The following is a 16,882-nucleotide window of genomic DNA, read 5'->3' as shown; positions in this document are numbered from 1 at the left end:
CCCATGACAATGCCGCGCTGGACCCGTGAACCTCTGGTCCATTTCCTGATCGCAGGCGCACTGGTCTATGCATTTTTCGCGTGGACGGGCGGCACGGCAGTCGATCCTTCATCGCGCGTGATCGACGTGGATCGAAATGCTCAGGCGGAGCTTGCGCTGCAATTTGAGCGGACGATGGGCCGCTCGCCAACAGATGCCGAGCTTGACGCGCAGATTGAGCAATATGTGCGTGATGAAGTTCTCTACCGAGAAGCGTTGCGGCTTGGACTGGATCAAGACGACGCAATTGTCCGGCGGCGGCTGGTTAGCAAGATGGATATGGCTGCGGGCGCCGCCGCCGAAATGGCGGAGCCTGACGACGCGACGCTGCAGGCGTTTTTGGACGACAACAAAGAGCGGTATCAAACCGCGCTCAATTCCAGCTTTGATCAGCTCTATTTCACGGACAAGACTGCCGCTGAAGCTGCTTTGGGGCGGGTTTTAGGGTCGGACGGCTGGCAGGGCATTGGAGAGGCGATCAGCCTGCCTCCCACCATGAAATCAGCCTCGCAGCGGGACATTCGCGCGCAGTTTGGCGAGGAATTTAGCGGAGTATTGGCCGCGCTGGAAACAGGCGAGGACTGGCGGGGGCCTCTGCGATCCGGATTTGGCTGGCACATTGTGCGCCTGCGTGAACGCAGCGCGGGCGAAACCGGCTTTGATGCGCTGCGCCAGCAACTCTCAAACGACTGGAGAAGCGCGCAGGTAGCCGAGCGGAAAGAGCGCGCTTTCGACCTACTCCGCGATGCATACCGCATCGAGATTGACCGGTGAAACTACCGCTGCGGGCTTTGCTGATATCAGTGCTCGCGGCTTTCGCTGCGCCCCTCGCCGCCGATGAACTGCGTCCCGCAGTGGTGGAATTGACCGAGCGCAGTGCAGGGCAGTGGTCGCTCGAATGGAAGATCCCCGTAGCCGCAAACACCCGCGGCGGGCCGCGAATACTGGCGCAGCCCGTCATTCCCAAAAGCTGCGAAATGCATGGCGATGCCGTGCAGCGAGCCGCGCCGCTGGCATTGCTCGGGAGTGCCACGCTCCTTTGTAAAGGCGATCTAGCGGAAGAGACCTTCGGCTTAAGCGACCTTATCGGAAATGCAGACGCAATTGCGCGCGTTTCGCCGTTGGAACGGCCCACCCAGACATTCCGGCTCACCAGCGATACACCCACAGCCACCATCGCTGCGAAACCCGATACATGGGCCGTCGCTCGCGATTATTTCGTGATCGGCGCGGAACATATCCTGTTCGGCTGGGATCACTTGCTGTTTGTGATCGCGCTTGTGTTTCTTGTCCGTAGCGGATGGGCGGTTGTCAAAGCGGCAACAGCGTTCACGGTGGCCCACTCCATCACTCTGGTTGCGACAACTTTAGGCTATGCGGGCATGCCAAGCCGACCGGTCGAGGCCTTGATTGCGCTTTCGATTGTGTTTCTGGCGGTCGAAGTGATCCGCGCCATTCGTGAACCGAACCATCACACATGGACGCGGCGGATGCCGTGGCTGGTCGCCTTTGCATTCGGTCTGCTCCACGGCTTCGGCTTTGCCGGTGCGCTCGCCGATATCGGTCTGCCGCAAGGCGAGATTGCAAGCGCGCTGTTGGCGTTCAATGTTGGCGTCGAGGCAGGGCAGTTGATCGTCATCGCGGCACTTATGGCGTTGCTCGCTGTGCTCAAACGCGCGGTGCCAATGGCCGAGACACCTGCGATCCGTTTTGCGACTTACGCAATCGGTATCACTGGCAGTTTCTGGCTGTTTGAAAGGCTGCTGGGCTAGCTCTCGGAACTGTCGCCGCCCAATGCCTGCCACAGCAGGATACGGGCGCGTTGGGCACGGCCCAACGCTGCGGCTGCTCGTTCACCGCTGGCATCGGCTGCACGGCGGGCTTCAAGCACTTCGAGGAAGTTAGAAAGACCAGCGCGAAACCGCGTATCGGCCAGCCTTGCGGCGCGTTCCAATTCGCTCTGCTCCTGCACGGCCAATGCCGCTTCGGCGTCGCTCGCTTCGATCAAGCCATAGGCGGCTTCCGCATCGCCAAGCGCCTGAAACACGGCGCCGCGATAGGCCGCAAAGGCGATTTTCTTGTTCGCCGCTGCGCCGTCAATTTCCGCTTCGATCCGGCCAAAGTCGAGCAAAGGCGCGGCAACACTCGCAGCCAGTGTCCCGACAATCGAGTCTTCATCGAAGATACTGCCCGGATTGAACGCGAGCAGGCCGATCACTCCCGAAAGCGTGATGCTCGGGAAACGCGCGCGTGCAGCGGCGGCCAGTTCTGCATCGGTCGCGGCAAGCTCGCTTGCGGCGGCCAGAACATCGGGCCGGTTGGTGAGGAGATCGGAAGGCAGTGAAGCGGGCGCTGCGGTCTGGCGGAGGCCAGAGCCTGTTCGGGAAAGCGCAGCGTTCACTTGCGCGGCGCTTTGTCCGGTTAAGGTGATCAAACGGCCCACGATGCGCACACGTTCGCTGTTGAGCGCAGCGAGCCGAGACCGCGACGCGCTCGCGGTGGCTTCCGCGCGCACCCGGTCAAAACCTGGGGCAATCCCGGCATCTTCGCGCTGTTTGGCCAATCCGGCGAGCTGCGTTGCTGCATCTACATCGCTTTGAATAGCTTCGCCGCGCGCTTCGAGAACGCGCCAATCGGTTACGCTGCCTGCGATTTCCGCGAGCAGGGCGATCCGCACCGCGTTTGCCGAGGCGCTCGCGCTGTCGATCCGGGCAAGGGCGGCTCGCTCCTGCGCTTTCAACCGGCCGAACAGGTCCGGGTCCCAACTGGCGACAAGGTTCGCGCCGTAGGCGACTTGCTCGGTATCGATCAGGCCGGTTGCACCGAAATCGCCAAATTGATTGGGGTTGGTGCGCGTGCCTGTGACCGATCCTTCTGCACTGACATTCGGGAGGCGCTGCGCACCAGCGCCGCGTGCACCGGCACGGGCGGCCTCAACGCGGGCTATGGCCTCGGCAAGTGTGGGGCCTTCGGCAAGGGCGGCGCTTGAAAGCGCCTGGAAAGCGGGGTCGCTCTCAGGCAGCAGGTCAGCCACCGAAGTGTTGGTCGCTGCATCGCCCTTATAGGCGAATTCTTGCGGCAATTGCGGCACCGGTGTTGCGATTTCAGGCGGCGGGCCTGCGACACACGCGCCCAGCGATACTGCCAGAGAAAGGACTAGAAGTCTGCGCATCTGGCTTACTCCTGCTCTTCGACTTCGGTGCTTTGGACTGGCGCACGCGGACCATTGTCAACCGCCGGAATAAACGCATCAACCTGTTGGCCGACGCGGAAATCGTCGCTTTCCGGCAAAGCATAGATCACCTGCAAAACGCGCACATCGACGCGTTCCGCTGCGCTGTTGGTAAGCTGTCGTTTGGGCACGACTTGCGGTTCTGCGCGGACAAACTTCGCCTTCACTTGCAATTCTGCGGCCCCGCGCGGCGATACGGTTGCTTCCGCCCCCATCTGCAGACGCACAGCCTCGTTTTCATCAATATCGATTCGCACATGCAGCGGGTTGGTTTCGCCCATCTGGATGAAGGGCAATCCGCCACCGCCGCCTTGCGTGGCGACAAACTCGCCCGGACGGATGTTCACCGCCAAGATTTCACCGCTGATCGGAGCGCGTACGGTCAACCGTCCGATTTCTGTGTTTGCGCTGGAGGCAGAGGCTTGCGCAGCGGACAGGCGCGCGCGGGCGACGTTAAGCCGGCTTTTGGCTGCGGCGGCTTCGCCTTCGGCGCGGATCACTTCGCTGCGGCTTACGGCTGCCGGATCATCTATGCTGCGGAACAGCGCGAGCTGCTGGCTGGCGGTCGATTGCGCTGTTCTTGCTTCGTTGATCGCCGCGCGCGCTTCGGCAATGGCGGCGTTCGCTTCGGTCAGACGCGCACGGGCAGCGCGGCTGTCGACGAGGAACAGCGGTTGACCCTTTTCGACGCGGTCGCCCGGCTGGACACGCAGATCGGTGACGAGGCCGGATAATGCTGAGCCGATGTCGATAATTTCGCTCGCCGGTTCGACGAGCCCTGTGCCCGCGACGCGCGCGCTATCGGCAAGCGCGCCAGTTGCCTTCGGCGGTTGCTGTTCTGGCTCACTGGTCGAGCGATCGGGTAGATCGCTGAAAATATAGAACGCCGCGATCACGATGCCGATCAGCGCAAGGATGGGCAGGATTTGCCGTGAAAAGCTCACATTTTGGGGAAGCAGGGCCATAATTTCCTCGGGCGGTCGGGTTTCTTAGTGGTCGTCCGGCATGTCAGTGCCGTCATGGGTGACGCGGCCATCCTCAAGCACGAGAATGCGGTCGGCGAGATCGAAAATACGGTTGTCGTGGGTCACGATGATGCAGGCGCGGTCGGGTGCAACGGCAACTTCGCGGAGCAGGTCCATCACGCGGCGGCCCGAACTGGCATCAAGCGCCGCGGTAGGCTCGTCGCAGACGACCAGGCGCGGCTCGTGAACGAGCGCGCGGGCAATCGCGACGCGCTGTTGCTGACCGCCCGAAAGCTGGTTGGGCAGTTTGTTCGCCTGATCGCCGATATTCAGCTTTTCGAGCAGTTCGATCGCTTTTTGGCGCGCCGGTTCAATCGCCATGCCTTTCGCGATCAACGGAACGGCGGCGTTTGCGGCGGCGTCGATTGAAGGGATCAGATTGTACTGTTGGAAAATGAAACCGATATTGTTCAGCCGGAAGTTTACCAGCTCTGTGTCAGAAAGGCTGTAAATGTCGGTGCCGAACACCTGAACTTCGCCCTCCGTCGGCCAGAGGATCCCACACATGATCGAGATCAGCGTGGTTTTGCCGGAGCCGCTTTCGCCAACAACATAAGTCATCTCGCCAGAGCGAATGTCGGTATCGATGCCGTGCAGGACGCGAATGGTTGATTGGCCAGCTTGAAAATCGCGGATGATGCCGCGTGCGCAGATCGCGCTCTCCGCGTTCACCGGAACACCGACGCGGGTTCAGTGTTCAGCACGCTACGCAGCGCGATCCAGCCCGTGATGGCGAGGATAACGACAACGGCAGCGAGGCTGATCAGCGGTATCTGCCAGGGAATATAGAACCCTTTGAAGAAGGGATTGCCGCTAAAGGCCCAGATGAATGTCACTGTGCCTATCACGCCTAGAGCGTAGCCAACCGCACCGACCAACGCGGCCTGGGCGCTGACCATCCCGACAATTTTGGAATTGGTAACGCCGATGGCTTTGAGCGCGCCGAATTGTTTGATGTTGTCGCGGATGAACAGGCTGAATGTCAGCCCCACAATGGCCACGCCTACAACGAAGCCGAGCACCACAGTTATGCCGAAATTGGTCGGGATACCGGTGTTCTGCACAATGAAATCAACGCCCGCCTGAGCAAATTCTTCACGCGTTTCCGCTTTCAGGCCAGTCTGTTCTTCGATGCGGTCAGCGACGCCTGCTGCGGTTTCACCCTCGGTAACCCCTGCAAGCACAAACGTGAGGCGGTTGCGGGTGCCGGGAACGTAGTTCAGCGCCTGCGAATACTTGGTGTAGAGCACGACCTGACTGGTGAAGCTTGGGATCGAGTCCGCGACGCCGCGGATTACTGCACGCTGGTCATTCAGCTCAAGCCGCTGACCAATCGGGTCTTCACCGTTTTCAAACAAGTTGAACACGCCGCCATCGTCAATGACGACGGCGTCTGGCTGAGACAGGACTTCTTTCGTTTCAGCGACCATATTTTCGGGCATGCCGATCAGCGTCGCGTCGTCGACACCGATGATCGCTACCCCTTCGAGATCCCCTGTGCCTGTGCGAACGGAAGCAACAGCGCGAAGATGCGGAACGGCCCATTCGACGCCGGGCACAGAGCGCACTTCATCAAGCGCGGTCGAAGGCATTGCGTAGTTTACGTCGGTGGTCCGGCTGACGGGGTCCATCACCCAAACCTCGGCTTCTGGAGCGTTGTAAACGCCGCTTGCACCGCGCTCTATCAGGTTCACGAAAATGGTGAGCTGCTGCGTGATGAGCAGGGTCGAAAACGCGATGCCGAACAAAAGCCCGTAGAACTTCTGTGCGTCTCCGGTGAGCATTCTGATGGCGATCCAGAGCATCGGGGCGGAACCTTTGTCGGAAGCGGGGGTTGCTTCGGTGAGGGAATCAGATCATTATTGAACGGTAGCGTTTAATTGAACGGAGCCGTTCATTTTGTCAACTGCCAATACAGATAAGCGTTCCCGAACGCCTGCAAAGAAGTTGGGGCGACCTTCTGATGTCACCAAGCGCGCGGCAATTATAGACGCGGCCGCGCAGAGCTTTTTTGATGTCGGATTTGCCGCGAGTTCAATCGAACAGATCGCAAGCCACGCCGGTGTTTCCAAAGTCACAATTTATAACCATTTCGGCGACAAGCGCGCGCTGTTCATGGCTGCGGTTGAGGTCGAATGTGAAAAGATGCGCGGCTATTTCTCTCTCGATGAAATGCCGAAGGGTTCGATCAGGGAGCGATTGACCACCATTGGTCAAGCGATGGATGCTTTCCTTACGCGCCCTGAGATGATCCAGTTCGAGCGCCGGATTGCGGCGGAGACAGAATCAGAGCCGGCGATTGGCTTGGCTTTTCTGGAGGCCGGTCCGTGGCAGATGAAACAAAGCTTTAGTGCGTTTCTATCTCATGCGACACAGAGCGGTGAGCTCAATGTCGAAGACCCAAATCTTGCGGCCGAGCAATTCGTCTCGATGTGCAAGGGTATGGGTGATCTTGAACGTCGATTCGGCGCAGATGTTGCCAAGTCTGATAGGGATCGCCGCATTGCCGGTGCGGTCGACGTGTTTCTCAATGCCTATGGTTCGAAAAGCGTCGAGCACTCTTGATCGATTTTACGCACCACTGTGTTCGAAAATTAGCATGCAAGCCCAATCGCCACATTATCTTGTCATTCATCGCCCGAACCCTACATTGTAGGACCGAGAAAGGATTCCCCTGATGAGTGACCCGAACGATCCGCAACAGCAGCCACCTGAGGGACAGAACCCCTGGGTGAAACAATTGATGATTTGGGGCGGTATTTTCCTCGCCCTGCTTCTGGTTGTGTCGCTGTTCAACAATGCGGGCCAAACCGCTGGCACCACGGTGCAGTATTCGGAGTTCCGCAATCAGGTTGAACAGGGTCAGGTTGCGGAGGTTGCGCTGGGTGAGGATGTCATCACTGGCACACTCAAGAACGGCAACGCGTTCCAAACTGTCCCGGTTCCGAATGATCCTGACATTACGCGCCTGCTTGAAGAGAACGAGGTCAAGTTCACTGGTAAGCCGCGCGAGCAGCCTAATATGCTGCTCTATATTCTTCTTAATTCGCTCCCATTCTTGCTGATCCTTGGCATCGCGTTTTTTGCGCTGCGTCAGGTGCAGAAAGGCGGCGGCGGCGGCGCGATGGGCTTCGGCAAATCGAAAGCCAAAATGCTCACAGAGCGTTCGGGCAAAGTTACATTTCAGGATGTCGCAGGTATTGATGAAGCGCGCGAAGAGCTGGAAGAAGTTGTCGAATTTCTGAAAGACCCACAGCGTTTCTCCAAACTTGGTGGCCAAATCCCGAAAGGCGCGCTGCTGGTTGGCTCGCCCGGTACGGGTAAAACGCTTCTCGCCCGCGCAATCGCTGGCGAGGCTGGTGTACCGTTCTTCACAATTTCGGGCTCGGATTTTGTCGAAATGTTTGTCGGTGTCGGTGCAAGCCGTGTCCGCGACATGTTTGAACAAGCCAAGAAAAACGCTCCATGCATCGTTTTCATCGATGAGATTGACGCGGTTGGCCGCTCACGTGGCGGCGGGCTTGGCAACTCCAACGATGAACGCGAGCAGACACTGAACCAATTGCTGGTCGAGATGGACGGTTTTGAAGCCAATGAAGGCATCATCATCGTTGCAGCGACCAACCGCCCTGACGTTCTTGACCCTGCGCTGCTGCGTCCGGGCCGGTTTGACCGTCAGGTTGTCGTTCCGATTCCCGATATTGATGGCCGCGAGAAAATCCTCGGCGTTCACATGAAGAAAGTGCCGCTGGCACCCGATGTAAACTCGCGCACGATTGCGCGCGGTACGCCCGGTTTCTCCGGTGCGGACCTCGCCAACCTTGTCAACGAAGCAGCTCTTTTGGCTGCGCGCCGGAACAAGCGCCTCGTGGCGATGCAGGAATTTGAGGATGCCAAGGACAAGGTCATGATGGGTGCGGAACGCCGCTCCATGGTGATGACCGACGACGAGAAGAAAATGACCGCCTATCACGAAGCCGGTCACGCTCTCGTCAGCGTCAATGAGCCTGCATCTGATCCAATCCACAAGGCAACGATCATCCCACGCGGACGTGCGCTGGGTATGGTGATGCGCCTGCCGGAGCGGGACAATTATTCATATCACCGCGACAAAATGCACGCCAACCTAGCGGTTGCGATGGGCGGACGTGTGGCCGAAGAGATTATCTTTGGTCATGACAAAGTCTCGTCTGGTGCTTCGGGCGATATCCAATACGCGACCGATCTGGCCCGCAACATGGTCACCAAATGGGGCATGTCCGAAAAGCTCGGCCCGCTTCAATACGAAGACCAACAGGAAGGCTATCTTGGTATGGGCCAAACCAGCCGGACGATGGCTGGTGCTGAAACCAACAAGCTGATCGACGCCGAAATCCGCGATCTTGTCGAAGGCGGATTGAAGCGTGCGACCGATGTTCTGACCGAGCAGGAAGACAAACTGCACCTGCTGGCGCAAGCCATGCTGGAATATGAAACGCTAACAGGTGATGAGATCACCCGGCTGCTTGAAGACGGTAAGCTGGATCGCCCTGATGAGCCGAAAGGCCCGGCGAAAGTCGTACCAACGCACGGCAGCGCAATCCCGAAAGCGGGCAAGCGTTTCGGCGGATCAAATGGTGGTGAGGCTCCGCAAGGCGCTTGATCTAAACCACTGCAACTGTCGATAAATCGGGCGCGAAGATGTTTGGTCTTTGCGCCCGTTCTGTTTGCAGGTTCTAAAGCGCGCCCAGAAGCAGCAAGGCCTGCAGAAACAGTACAATTACAATCCAGATGAAAATGCTCAAAGCCAGCAACCGCCAGGTCGCACCGAAGCGGCCGACTTCGTAAGTGCCGCGAAGTTGTTTGTAGAGGTGAAGCGGGGGGATAAAGACCAACGCGGTAAACACCCAGCCGCCGCCAATGCCCGCTGCTGTCACCAATGACAGCGCGATAAACAGCAGCGACATGAACGAGATCGAATATGTCACAAAGATCGCGTGATCATACGCTCTGAACCGCCGGCGAAACGCGAACAGCAGCCACACAAAAGGGATGGAAATCGGGATTAGCAACCAGCTGAATTTATAGGCATTCGTCTGCAGCTTGTAGAGCATAAGGCTGGGGTCTTTTTGCCATTTCTCAAGCCCGACATCGAAGATGCCGTTGTCTTTGATAGCGAGATTGAAATTGCTTTTCCCGTCTTCTGTCAGCGGTATTTGTGTTGTGTCATCATCCGTCTGATCAGCGGTTCCCTGACCACCTTCTGCTGTATCCGGCCCGCTGCCGAACAATCCCTCAAGAAATGGAACTTCCCCCTGAGCCTGCTCTAGCGCTTTTAGCGCGGCGTTGGCTTCGTTGAGTTCTGCCTGAAGCTTATCACGTGCATCGGCGGCCAAATCGCCTTTTTCCAGCTCGGCAATCAATTCTTTCTGCGTGGCTTGCAGTCCTTCGACCTCTGCCACCGCCAATTCGCGCAATTGCGCTCCGGTGTCGCCTTCCAGATCGGTCGGAACGCTCAAACCCGCAAACTGGAAGGCGGCGAACATTGCGAAGACGCCAAAAAGAAACATCGCCATCGGACTGACAAACTTTGCGCGTTCGCCATCGATGTAACGGCGCGTGAGTTTGCCCGGTTTGAACAACAATAGCGGGATCGTGCGCCAAAACTTTCCATCGAGGTGCAGCACGCCGTGGACGAGATCGTGCCCAATGGCGGACAAGGTACGATGGACGTGCAATTTCTGTCCGCAGTTCTGGCAGAAATCACCTGTCGGCCGTGCGCCGCAGTTCAGACATGAACGATCAGCTGCGTCGCTTTTCGCTGCTCCTTCGCCATGCTTGGGTTCAACAGCGCGTCCTGAAAGCGCGCCTTCAATCGCTACGCCAATGCCATCGGTGATATCGCTCATGAGTCCCCCGTCTCGGTGCCGAAGCTATAAGCGAAGGCGGGGTTAGTGGGAAAGCTCTCTATCGTTTCTTTTTCGAAGCCAGTTTGCGCTCGATCGCGGTCCACATTTGCGCAAAGGCGCGCGCACCGGGTGAGCGGGGTGCAAACGCGCCCACCGGCTGGCGCTCGACCGCGCATTGCTCAATCGCGCTGGCCAGCGGAACAGCAGGCCAATTGGGATTGGCCGCGCGTGCTTCCTTGTGCAGCGTCCGGCGCATATCGAGCATCGACAGGACTGGCAGGATTGGCGGATGGCCTTTGCCGCTGCCGCGCACTTCCTCAACCACTTGATCGAATGCCCTTGAAGAAAGCGGGGACGGGGGGAGCGGGACAATCACGATATCCGCTGCGCGCATGACCTGCGCGCTGATTTCATTCAAAACTGGTGGGCAATCGAAGATGATCCGGTCGTAATTCTTGGCAAGCGCGCTGGTCAGTTTGGAAAGCCGCTTCTTCTTCCCGATCCGGTCAAACTGCCTATCGAGTGTACGAATACTCTCGTCCGCAGGCAGCAGGTGCAAATTGGGATAGGCGGTTTTCTGGATCAGTTTTGATGGACTGCGATCCGCCGTAAAAACAGAACCGGCCGTGCGTTTCTTCTTGGGGTCGATACCCAGCAGGAAGCCGGAGCCATTGGCCGCGTCCAAATCCCAAAGCAGGGTTTGTCGCCGAGAGACCGTCGCGGCGCACCATGCGAGGTTTACAGCGAATGTCGTTTTTCCAACACCGCCTTTGACACTGTAAACCGCAATCGATGCCATGGCTGTCCGTTGTCTCGCTTCAAAGGTCCGCTGTTAGGCGGGGTAAGTTACCGTTCTGTGATTTGGGATACAGCACCAAAACGAAAAAGGCCGCCAAACTGGCGGCCCTTCTCAATACGGGACAATTTGTCCCTGCGTTATCCGTAGGCCTTAACCTTCGTAATCGGCACCGATTGATGTCGAACGGGTTGGCGCACTCGCGGTGATCCGCAAAGCTTCAGCCGACTGGCTCAGCGAACCGATTTCATCGGCATCATCTTCATCGTCAGGCAGGATTTTCTGCAGGCTTGTTACCAGCGATTCTTTCAGCTCTTTCGGCTTGATCGTCTGTTCGGCGATCTCGCGTAGGGCAACAACCGGGTTCTTATCACGGTCACGCTCAAGCGTCAGTTCGCTACCGCCCGAAACTTCGCGCGCGCGCTGTGCAGCGAGCAATACAAGGTCGAAACGGTTTGGAATCTTGTCGACGCAATCTTCAACGGTAACGCGTGCCATCAGCGGGCCTCATAAATTCTGGTTGTCTGAAAGATCGCTTCACCTAGGGTCACGGCGGCGAAGAGTCAAGAATTTGCAACTGAAACCGCAGCGATGCATTGGGGCCGTTGTGACTCAGAACAATTGCCCCGATCCCTCCGAAACGCCCACCAGCGATTATCAGGACGCCGATAGCTTTCAGGTTAAGGCACAAGGCCACGCATTTACGTTTTATCCGCGCGGGTCCGACCGTCTTGAGGCGCTCGTTGACCATATCGACAAAGCGCAAAAGTCGCTCGCGATCTTCTACTACATGTTCCAACATGACCATGCGGGAGCCCAGATACTCGCCGCTTTGGTCAAAGCGGTAGAGCGCGGTGTCGATGTTCACCTGATCATCGATGCATTTGGCAGCGATGCGCCGGATCATTTCTTTGATCCTCTGGTAGAGGCGGGCGGCCGGTTTGACGTGTTCGCGGCCAAATGGAACGTCCGCTATCTGATCCGCAACCATCAGAAATTCGTTATTGCCGACAACGCGCGGGTCCTGACCGGAGGTAACAATGTTTCCGATCATTACTACGACACGCCTGAGAATAACGGCTGGTGCGACCTAGGCGTCGCTATTGAAGGCAAAGTGGTTGATCAGTTCGCTGACTGGTTCATCCTTTTGCGCGATTGGGTTCAAAGCGAAGGCTCGCAGCTTCGCCGGATGCGCCGGATGGTCAAGCAATGGGATGCGGGCGAAGGTCCAGTCCGGTTGCTCGTCGGCGGGCCGCTTGTGCGAAAAAGCCACTGGGCCTGGCAGTTCAAAACCGATCTGGTGCATGCACAAAGCCTTGATACCGTAAGCGCCTATTTCTCTCCGCCAAGCAGTATGCGGCGCCTTATGGCGCGTGTAGCGCGGCGGGGCCGTATGCGAATGATCACGGCTGGCAAGTCAGATATCGACGCAACGATTGATGTTGCGCGATTGCTCTATCGCAAGCTGCTCAAGGCAGGGACCAAGATTTTCGAATTTCAGCCGTGCAAGCTGCATATGAAACTGCTGATTGCCGACAATGTAAGCTACTTTGGCAGTGCCAATCTCGATAAAAGATCGGTTCGTATCAATGTCGAGCTGATGGTTCGTGTGGAAGATGGCGACCTTGCCGACCGACTTCGTGATTTCATCACTACCCTCGAAGCAGCGAGCATGCCGGTCACACGAGAATGGTATGCGCAAGAGGCCGGATTGTTCAATCGGATGCGATGGACATTGAGCTACTGGATCGCGCTTGCCGACTACCGGGTTGCGCGAAGCCTCAATAAGCCTTCTACGCCCTAGCCTTCGCCCCAGTCCGAATAATCTTTGATATTCGGCGAGGTGAACTTGGTGAACTCGGCCTGGAAGTGAAGCGGGACGATGCCGGTGGAGCCGTGACGCTGTTTGGCGACATTCACCGCCGCTTTGTTACGAACCTGCTCGTATTGCTCTTCCCATGCGCGATATTTTTCGACCGCGTCGGGCGGACTGCTCTCTGTCGGGAAGTCTGGGCGGGTCGCCTCGAGATAATAGTCATCGCGGTAAACGAACCAGACCATATCGGCGTCTTGCTCGATCGAGCCCGACTCCCTGAGATCGGAAAGGATCGGACGTTTATCCTCGCGTTGCTCGACCGCACGCGAGAGCTGCGAGAGCGCGATCACTGGAACGGAGAGCTCTTTCGCGAGCGTCTTCAATCCGCGACTGATCTCTGAAATTTCGTTTACGCGGTTATCATTGGCGCGGCCTGACCCCTGCAAGAGTTGCAGATAGTCGACCACAATCAGACCAATATCATACCGCCGTTTCAGGCGCCGCGCACGCGTCCGCAACCCGCCAATTGTCAGGGCGGGCGTATCGTCAATGTATAGAGGCAACTCGGCGAGGCGCTGGCTGGCGAAACTCAGTTTCTGGAAATCTTCGCGGCTCAATTTACCGCTCCGCAATGCCTCGGAACTGATCTCGGCCTGCTCGGCGAGAATACGCGTGGCAAGCTGGTCAGCGCTCATCTCAAGGCTGAAAAATGCAGCTGGCCCGCCATAGTTGAACTCGCCGCCATCGCGCTCCCAATCCAGATGCGCCTCGGCGCAATTGAACGCGATGTTGGTCGCAAGCGAGGTTTTGCCCATGCCCGGACGCCCGGCGAGGATGATTAGATCGGATTCGTGCAGGCCTGCGGTTTTGCTGTCCATGGTCGAAAGGCCGGTTGTCTTGCCCGACAGGCCGCCGCCCGAATTCATTGCGGCTTCGGCCATCTTGATCGCGGTCAGCGCAGCATCGCGGAAGCTAGAGGCTTCGTTGCCTGTGGCAGCGCCCTCAGCCACTTTGAACAGGTCCGCCTCGGCCTGAGAAATCCGGTCCATCGGATCGGTTTCTTCGGAGGTGTCCAACGCCCCTTCGACGAGGCCGCGCCCGACGCTTACGAGTTCGCGCAATAGCGCTAGGTCATATATCTGCTGCGCAAGCTCACGCGGCATCAAAATACCTGCACCGTTTGCAGATAGCTGAGCCAAATATTTTGGCCCGCCCAACTCCTTCATGGCTTCATCTGCCTCGAAGTGAGGGCGAAGGGTAACCGGTGAAGCAGTCGCATTGCGGTCAATCAGTGTCTTGATCCGCTCGAATATCCGTTCATGCAACGGCTCGAAAAAATGAATGGGTTGGATCGGGACCTGGAGTTCTTCGAGTATTCGATTGTCACTTAGGATCGCGCCAAGAAACGCAGCTTCCGCCTCTAGGTTAGAAGGCAGTTTGCGCGCGGTTTCCGATTCTGAATCGACAAGTGAAAGAGGAGTGGGATCAGCCATGAGCCGCTTGATGAGCGCGGCTGGCCCAAACGGCAACTGCAAAAAGCGGTAAAATCACCACGCATGCTTGTGGATAGCGGGGATGGAATCGCGAAGTGCTTGAACATGGCCCCCGCGATCTGCGAAGGCATTGCGCATGGCCGATTTGCCGCCCGATTCCGCGACCACGTTTCGCATTGCCCATATCGCTCTCGATGAAGAGACGATTCTATGGCGCAACGCCGATGTCGAACAAGAACGGCGCGTAGCGATTTACGATCTGATTGAGGAAAACACCTTTAAGCCGGTTCGCAGCCTGGAACGCGGCGCGAAGGGTCCGTATCGTTTGAACCTTGGTGTGCGGGATGGGCGGCTGATGATGCGAATCAGCGATGAAAGCGATCAAGAGCTCGAAACTCTGATGATCGGGCTTGCCCGGTTTCGCAGGCCGATTCGCGAATATTTCGCCATCTGCGACAGCTATTATCAGGCGATCCGCAAGGCAACGCCATCGGAAATCGAGACTATCGATATGGCGCGCCGCGGAGTGCACAACCACGCAGCCGAGCTTTTGCAAGAGCGGCTCGAAGGCAAGGTCGAGACTGATTTTGCCACCGCGCGGCGGCTTTTCACGCTTATTTGCGTGCTTCATATAAAGGGCTGATGGCAGAGATGGCGCGTGCCAAAACCTCCGGCCGTTCGCGGCGCAAGAAAGGCAGTATGGGGCGCTGGACATTCCGGCTGATATCCTTGCTCGCTCTTGTCGGGATCATCTTCACGGCGTGGTTCTGGTGGGACATGCGCGAATGGCGTCCCGATGAGGCGCTCTATCCCGAGCAGGGGGCCGTCATCCCGAGCGAGATCAATGGGATGAATTTCGACACATTGAAAGCGATCGGCGGGCAGTTCGCCTATCTGGAGCTGCAGCCGGCCTCGCGCGCTCTTGATGATGATTTCGGCAGCCGGTTTGCGCAGGCGAAACAGTCGGGCATCAATATGGGCGTTGTTCTGCGCTTTGATCCGTGTCTTCGCGCCGGTCTTCAATCAAAGCGTTTTACCCGCATGGTACCGCGCAGCGAAGATCTGTTGCCGCCCGCCATTGAATTGGAGGCGAGCGGTGAAAATTGCGTTGAACCTGTCAGCGATGCGGCGGTTGAGAGTGAACTGCTGACCCTTATCAACCAGATTGAAATGCATTCAGGCAAGCCTGTCATTCTGAAGCTGGGCGAGGATTTTGAAAATCGTTATGGCACTGCGAGAAGCATGGAGCGTGATCTTTGGCTGTCACGTGACCGTGCGCGCCCGGATTATACCGGACGGCCATGGCTGCTATGGAGCGCCAATAGCCAACTTGTTTCCGAAGCCTCGGATGAGCCAATCGAATGGGTAGTGGTACAAAAATGAGCGATGAAAACCTGATCCAAGCGGCCCGGGATGCCGCCAAACATTCTTGGTCACCCTATTCCGACTACGCTGTTGGTGCGGCTCTCAAATTCGACGATGGCGCTGTTATAACCGGCACCAATATCGAGAATGCGAGCTATGGATTGGCTCTGTGCGCTGAGACTGTCGCCGTGGCCAAAGCGCTTGGCGAGGGGCGCCGCGGCGGCCTTGTCGAAGTCGCCGTTGTTGGCCCTTTGGATAAGGGCGATGGTGCGCCCATCACGCCGTGTGGCCGATGCCGTCAGGTGCTCAATGAGATTGCCCAGCTTGGCGGAACAGACCCGCGCGTGCTCTGCGTTGGTGCCGAAGAGGTCCGCGAAGTGGCGCTTTCCGCGCTGCTTCCGCATGCTTTCGGTCCAGAGCATTTGGGCTGACGCCTATTTGCCGAGCAGGTCGCCCAGCGCGCCGCCAATATTCCCGACAGGGTTCTTGCGAAATTCCCGCTCTTCCTGTCCTACATAGGAAAAGATGCCGTCTAGGCCTTGGTCCGTCACAGAGCGATTGATGCTCTGCCGGTTCCATCCGGCCTGACGTATAAAGCTGTGCTTTTCAGCAAGCCCGTCAAAACTCTTATAGACGCCCAGCTTCTCAAGCGCGGTATCGACCAGCGGCTCAAAGCGCGAATGAAGCCTCTCATTCGACGAACTGCGCAGATACTGCGTGCCGCCATCGTCCTCTTTTATGATGCTAGGCGCATCTTCGAATGACAGGCCATTTATCGCGTCACGGAAAATTGGCTTGGCCTCGCCCGCGGCAAGTCCGGCGGCGTCGTTGATAGTGCGGGTCACATCGCCAAGGACACCTAAGCGATTGCCTGCATTCATCAACCGGCCAAACAATCCGCCGCTGCGCCCGCCCAGATTGCCGACAATCGGCAGGCCGATACGGATGTCTTCATCGCCGTAGAACGCACCGGGCTGCGCAAGCTTATCAAGCGCACCGTCGGTGGCCTTGCCAAGGAGTGAGCCGAGACCAAGCCCTTTGCCCAGACCAAGATTGAGACCCTGCGCCGCAGCCTGGGTGGGCAAAAAACCCGCGATCCCAAGCGCGCCTGCGCCGGCCAAAATACCGCGACGGTTCCACTGGATTTGCTGCGTCATGAATAAGCTCCCGTTCTCTCTTGCTGGAGGCTCTGTAACATGAACCGGTCGCTGCGTTTGCTGAACCGGGT

17 protein-coding genes are annotated in these 16,882 nt (G+C 57.9%); 8 read left to right on the top strand and 9 right to left on the bottom strand.

Going from position 1 to position 16,882, the window contains the following annotated elements:
- Window positions 1-3 precede the first annotated feature (3 nt).
- Together KCG46_RS01575 and KCG46_RS01570 are read left to right on the top strand one after the other, a co-directional pair.
- Entirely contained in the window at window positions 4-813 is an 810-nt protein-coding gene (locus tag KCG46_RS01575) for a peptidylprolyl isomerase (RefSeq protein ID WP_218403601.1), read from the top strand.
- A complete protein-coding gene (locus tag KCG46_RS01570) occupies window positions 810-1,811 on the top strand; it encodes a HupE/UreJ family protein (protein ID WP_369410148.1) in 1,002 nt (333 codons plus the stop codon). The genes KCG46_RS01575 and KCG46_RS01570 overlap by 4 nt, the downstream gene beginning before the upstream one ends.
- Here KCG46_RS01570 and KCG46_RS01565 read toward each other — a convergent pair.
- The 4 genes from KCG46_RS01565 to KCG46_RS01550 are packed head-to-tail and all read right to left on the bottom strand — an operon-like array spanning window position 1,808 to window position 6,101.
- On the bottom strand, window positions 1,808-3,211 hold the full coding sequence (locus tag KCG46_RS01565; RefSeq protein ID WP_218403600.1) for an efflux transporter outer membrane subunit: 1,404 nt from the start codon (window positions 3,209-3,211) through the stop codon (window positions 1,808-1,810). The two genes, KCG46_RS01570 and KCG46_RS01565, sit on opposite strands and share 4 nt — an antisense overlap.
- Before the next feature lie 5 nt (window positions 3,212-3,216).
- The gene (locus tag KCG46_RS01560; RefSeq protein WP_218403599.1) at window positions 3,217-4,236 is read right to left on the bottom strand and encodes an efflux RND transporter periplasmic adaptor subunit; all 1,020 of its coding nucleotides are present in this window, start codon (window positions 4,234-4,236) and stop codon (window positions 3,217-3,219) included.
- A 24-nt stretch (window positions 4,237-4,260) separates the two neighbouring features.
- Window positions 4,261-4,968, bottom strand: coding sequence for an ABC transporter ATP-binding protein (locus KCG46_RS01555; protein ID WP_218403598.1), 708 nt, complete (start codon window positions 4,966-4,968; stop codon window positions 4,261-4,263).
- On the bottom strand, window positions 4,965-6,101 hold the full coding sequence (locus KCG46_RS01550; RefSeq protein ID WP_218403597.1) for an ABC transporter permease: 1,137 nt from the start codon (window positions 6,099-6,101) through the stop codon (window positions 4,965-4,967). The genes KCG46_RS01555 and KCG46_RS01550 overlap by 4 nt, the downstream gene beginning before the upstream one ends.
- Window positions 6,102-6,195: 94 nt before the next feature.
- Between KCG46_RS01550 and KCG46_RS01545 the strand changes: the two genes are divergently transcribed.
- Together KCG46_RS01545 and ftsH are read left to right on the top strand one after the other, a co-directional pair.
- On the top strand, window positions 6,196-6,861 hold the full coding sequence (locus KCG46_RS01545; protein ID WP_255551716.1) for a TetR/AcrR family transcriptional regulator: 666 nt from the start codon (window positions 6,196-6,198) through the stop codon (window positions 6,859-6,861).
- A 112-nt stretch (window positions 6,862-6,973) separates the two neighbouring features.
- Entirely contained in the window at window positions 6,974-8,938 is a 1,965-nt protein-coding gene (ftsH, locus tag KCG46_RS01540) for an ATP-dependent zinc metalloprotease FtsH (RefSeq protein WP_255551715.1), read from the top strand.
- 73 nt (window positions 8,939-9,011) lie between these two features.
- On the opposite strand, the gene KCG46_RS01535 is transcribed toward ftsH, so the two are convergent.
- From KCG46_RS01535 to rpoZ, 3 genes are all read right to left on the bottom strand, one after another.
- Window positions 9,012-10,184 (bottom strand): DUF3667 domain-containing protein, encoded by a 1,173-nt coding sequence (locus tag KCG46_RS01535; RefSeq protein ID WP_218403596.1) that lies wholly within the window; start codon window positions 10,182-10,184, stop codon window positions 9,012-9,014.
- Between the two features lie 58 nt (window positions 10,185-10,242).
- Window positions 10,243-10,983, bottom strand: coding sequence for a ParA family protein (locus tag KCG46_RS01530; protein WP_218403595.1), 741 nt, complete (start codon window positions 10,981-10,983; stop codon window positions 10,243-10,245).
- 150 nt (window positions 10,984-11,133) lie between these two features.
- Entirely contained in the window at window positions 11,134-11,478 is a 345-nt protein-coding gene (gene rpoZ, locus KCG46_RS01525; RefSeq protein WP_218403594.1) for a DNA-directed RNA polymerase subunit omega, read from the bottom strand.
- A 109-nt stretch (window positions 11,479-11,587) separates the two neighbouring features.
- Here rpoZ and KCG46_RS01520 point away from each other — a divergent pair, with 109 nt between their 5' ends.
- The gene (locus KCG46_RS01520) at window positions 11,588-12,784 is read left to right on the top strand and encodes a phospholipase D-like domain-containing protein (RefSeq protein ID WP_218403593.1); all 1,197 of its coding nucleotides are present in this window, start codon (window positions 11,588-11,590) and stop codon (window positions 12,782-12,784) included.
- On the opposite strand, the gene KCG46_RS01515 is transcribed toward KCG46_RS01520, so the two are convergent.
- The gene (locus tag KCG46_RS01515) at window positions 12,781-14,289 is read right to left on the bottom strand and encodes a replicative DNA helicase (protein WP_218403592.1); all 1,509 of its coding nucleotides are present in this window, start codon (window positions 14,287-14,289) and stop codon (window positions 12,781-12,783) included. The genes KCG46_RS01520 and KCG46_RS01515 overlap by 4 nt on opposite strands.
- A gap of 136 nt (window positions 14,290-14,425) precedes the next feature.
- On the opposite strand from KCG46_RS01515, the gene KCG46_RS01510 reads away from it, so the two are divergent.
- From KCG46_RS01510 to KCG46_RS01500, 3 genes are read left to right on the top strand one after another with little or no spacing between them, the layout of a single operon-like run.
- Complete coding sequence (locus KCG46_RS01510; protein ID WP_218403591.1) at window positions 14,426-14,932, top strand: UPF0262 family protein; 507 nt, start codon at window positions 14,426-14,428, stop codon at window positions 14,930-14,932.
- A complete protein-coding gene (locus tag KCG46_RS01505; protein WP_255551713.1) occupies window positions 14,932-15,672 on the top strand; it encodes a glycoside hydrolase family 25 protein in 741 nt (246 codons plus the stop codon). The genes KCG46_RS01510 and KCG46_RS01505 overlap by 1 nt, the downstream gene beginning before the upstream one ends.
- The gene (locus KCG46_RS01500) at window positions 15,669-16,085 is read left to right on the top strand and encodes a cytidine deaminase (RefSeq protein ID WP_218403590.1); all 417 of its coding nucleotides are present in this window, start codon (window positions 15,669-15,671) and stop codon (window positions 16,083-16,085) included. Before KCG46_RS01505 ends, KCG46_RS01500 begins: the two co-directional genes overlap by 4 nt.
- A 3-nt stretch (window positions 16,086-16,088) precedes the next feature.
- Here KCG46_RS01500 and KCG46_RS01495 read toward each other — a convergent pair whose 3' ends face one another.
- Window positions 16,089-16,811, bottom strand: a complete 723-nt coding sequence (locus KCG46_RS01495; protein WP_218403589.1) for a DUF4197 domain-containing protein — start codon at window positions 16,809-16,811, stop codon at window positions 16,089-16,091.
- Between the last annotated feature and the right edge of the window lie 71 nt (window positions 16,812-16,882).

Source organism: Erythrobacter crassostreae, assembly GCF_019204045.1.
Taxonomy (GTDB): domain Bacteria; phylum Pseudomonadota; class Alphaproteobacteria; order Sphingomonadales; family Sphingomonadaceae; genus Erythrobacter; species Erythrobacter crassostreae.
This window is presented reverse-complemented; position numbering and strand designations above follow the sequence as displayed.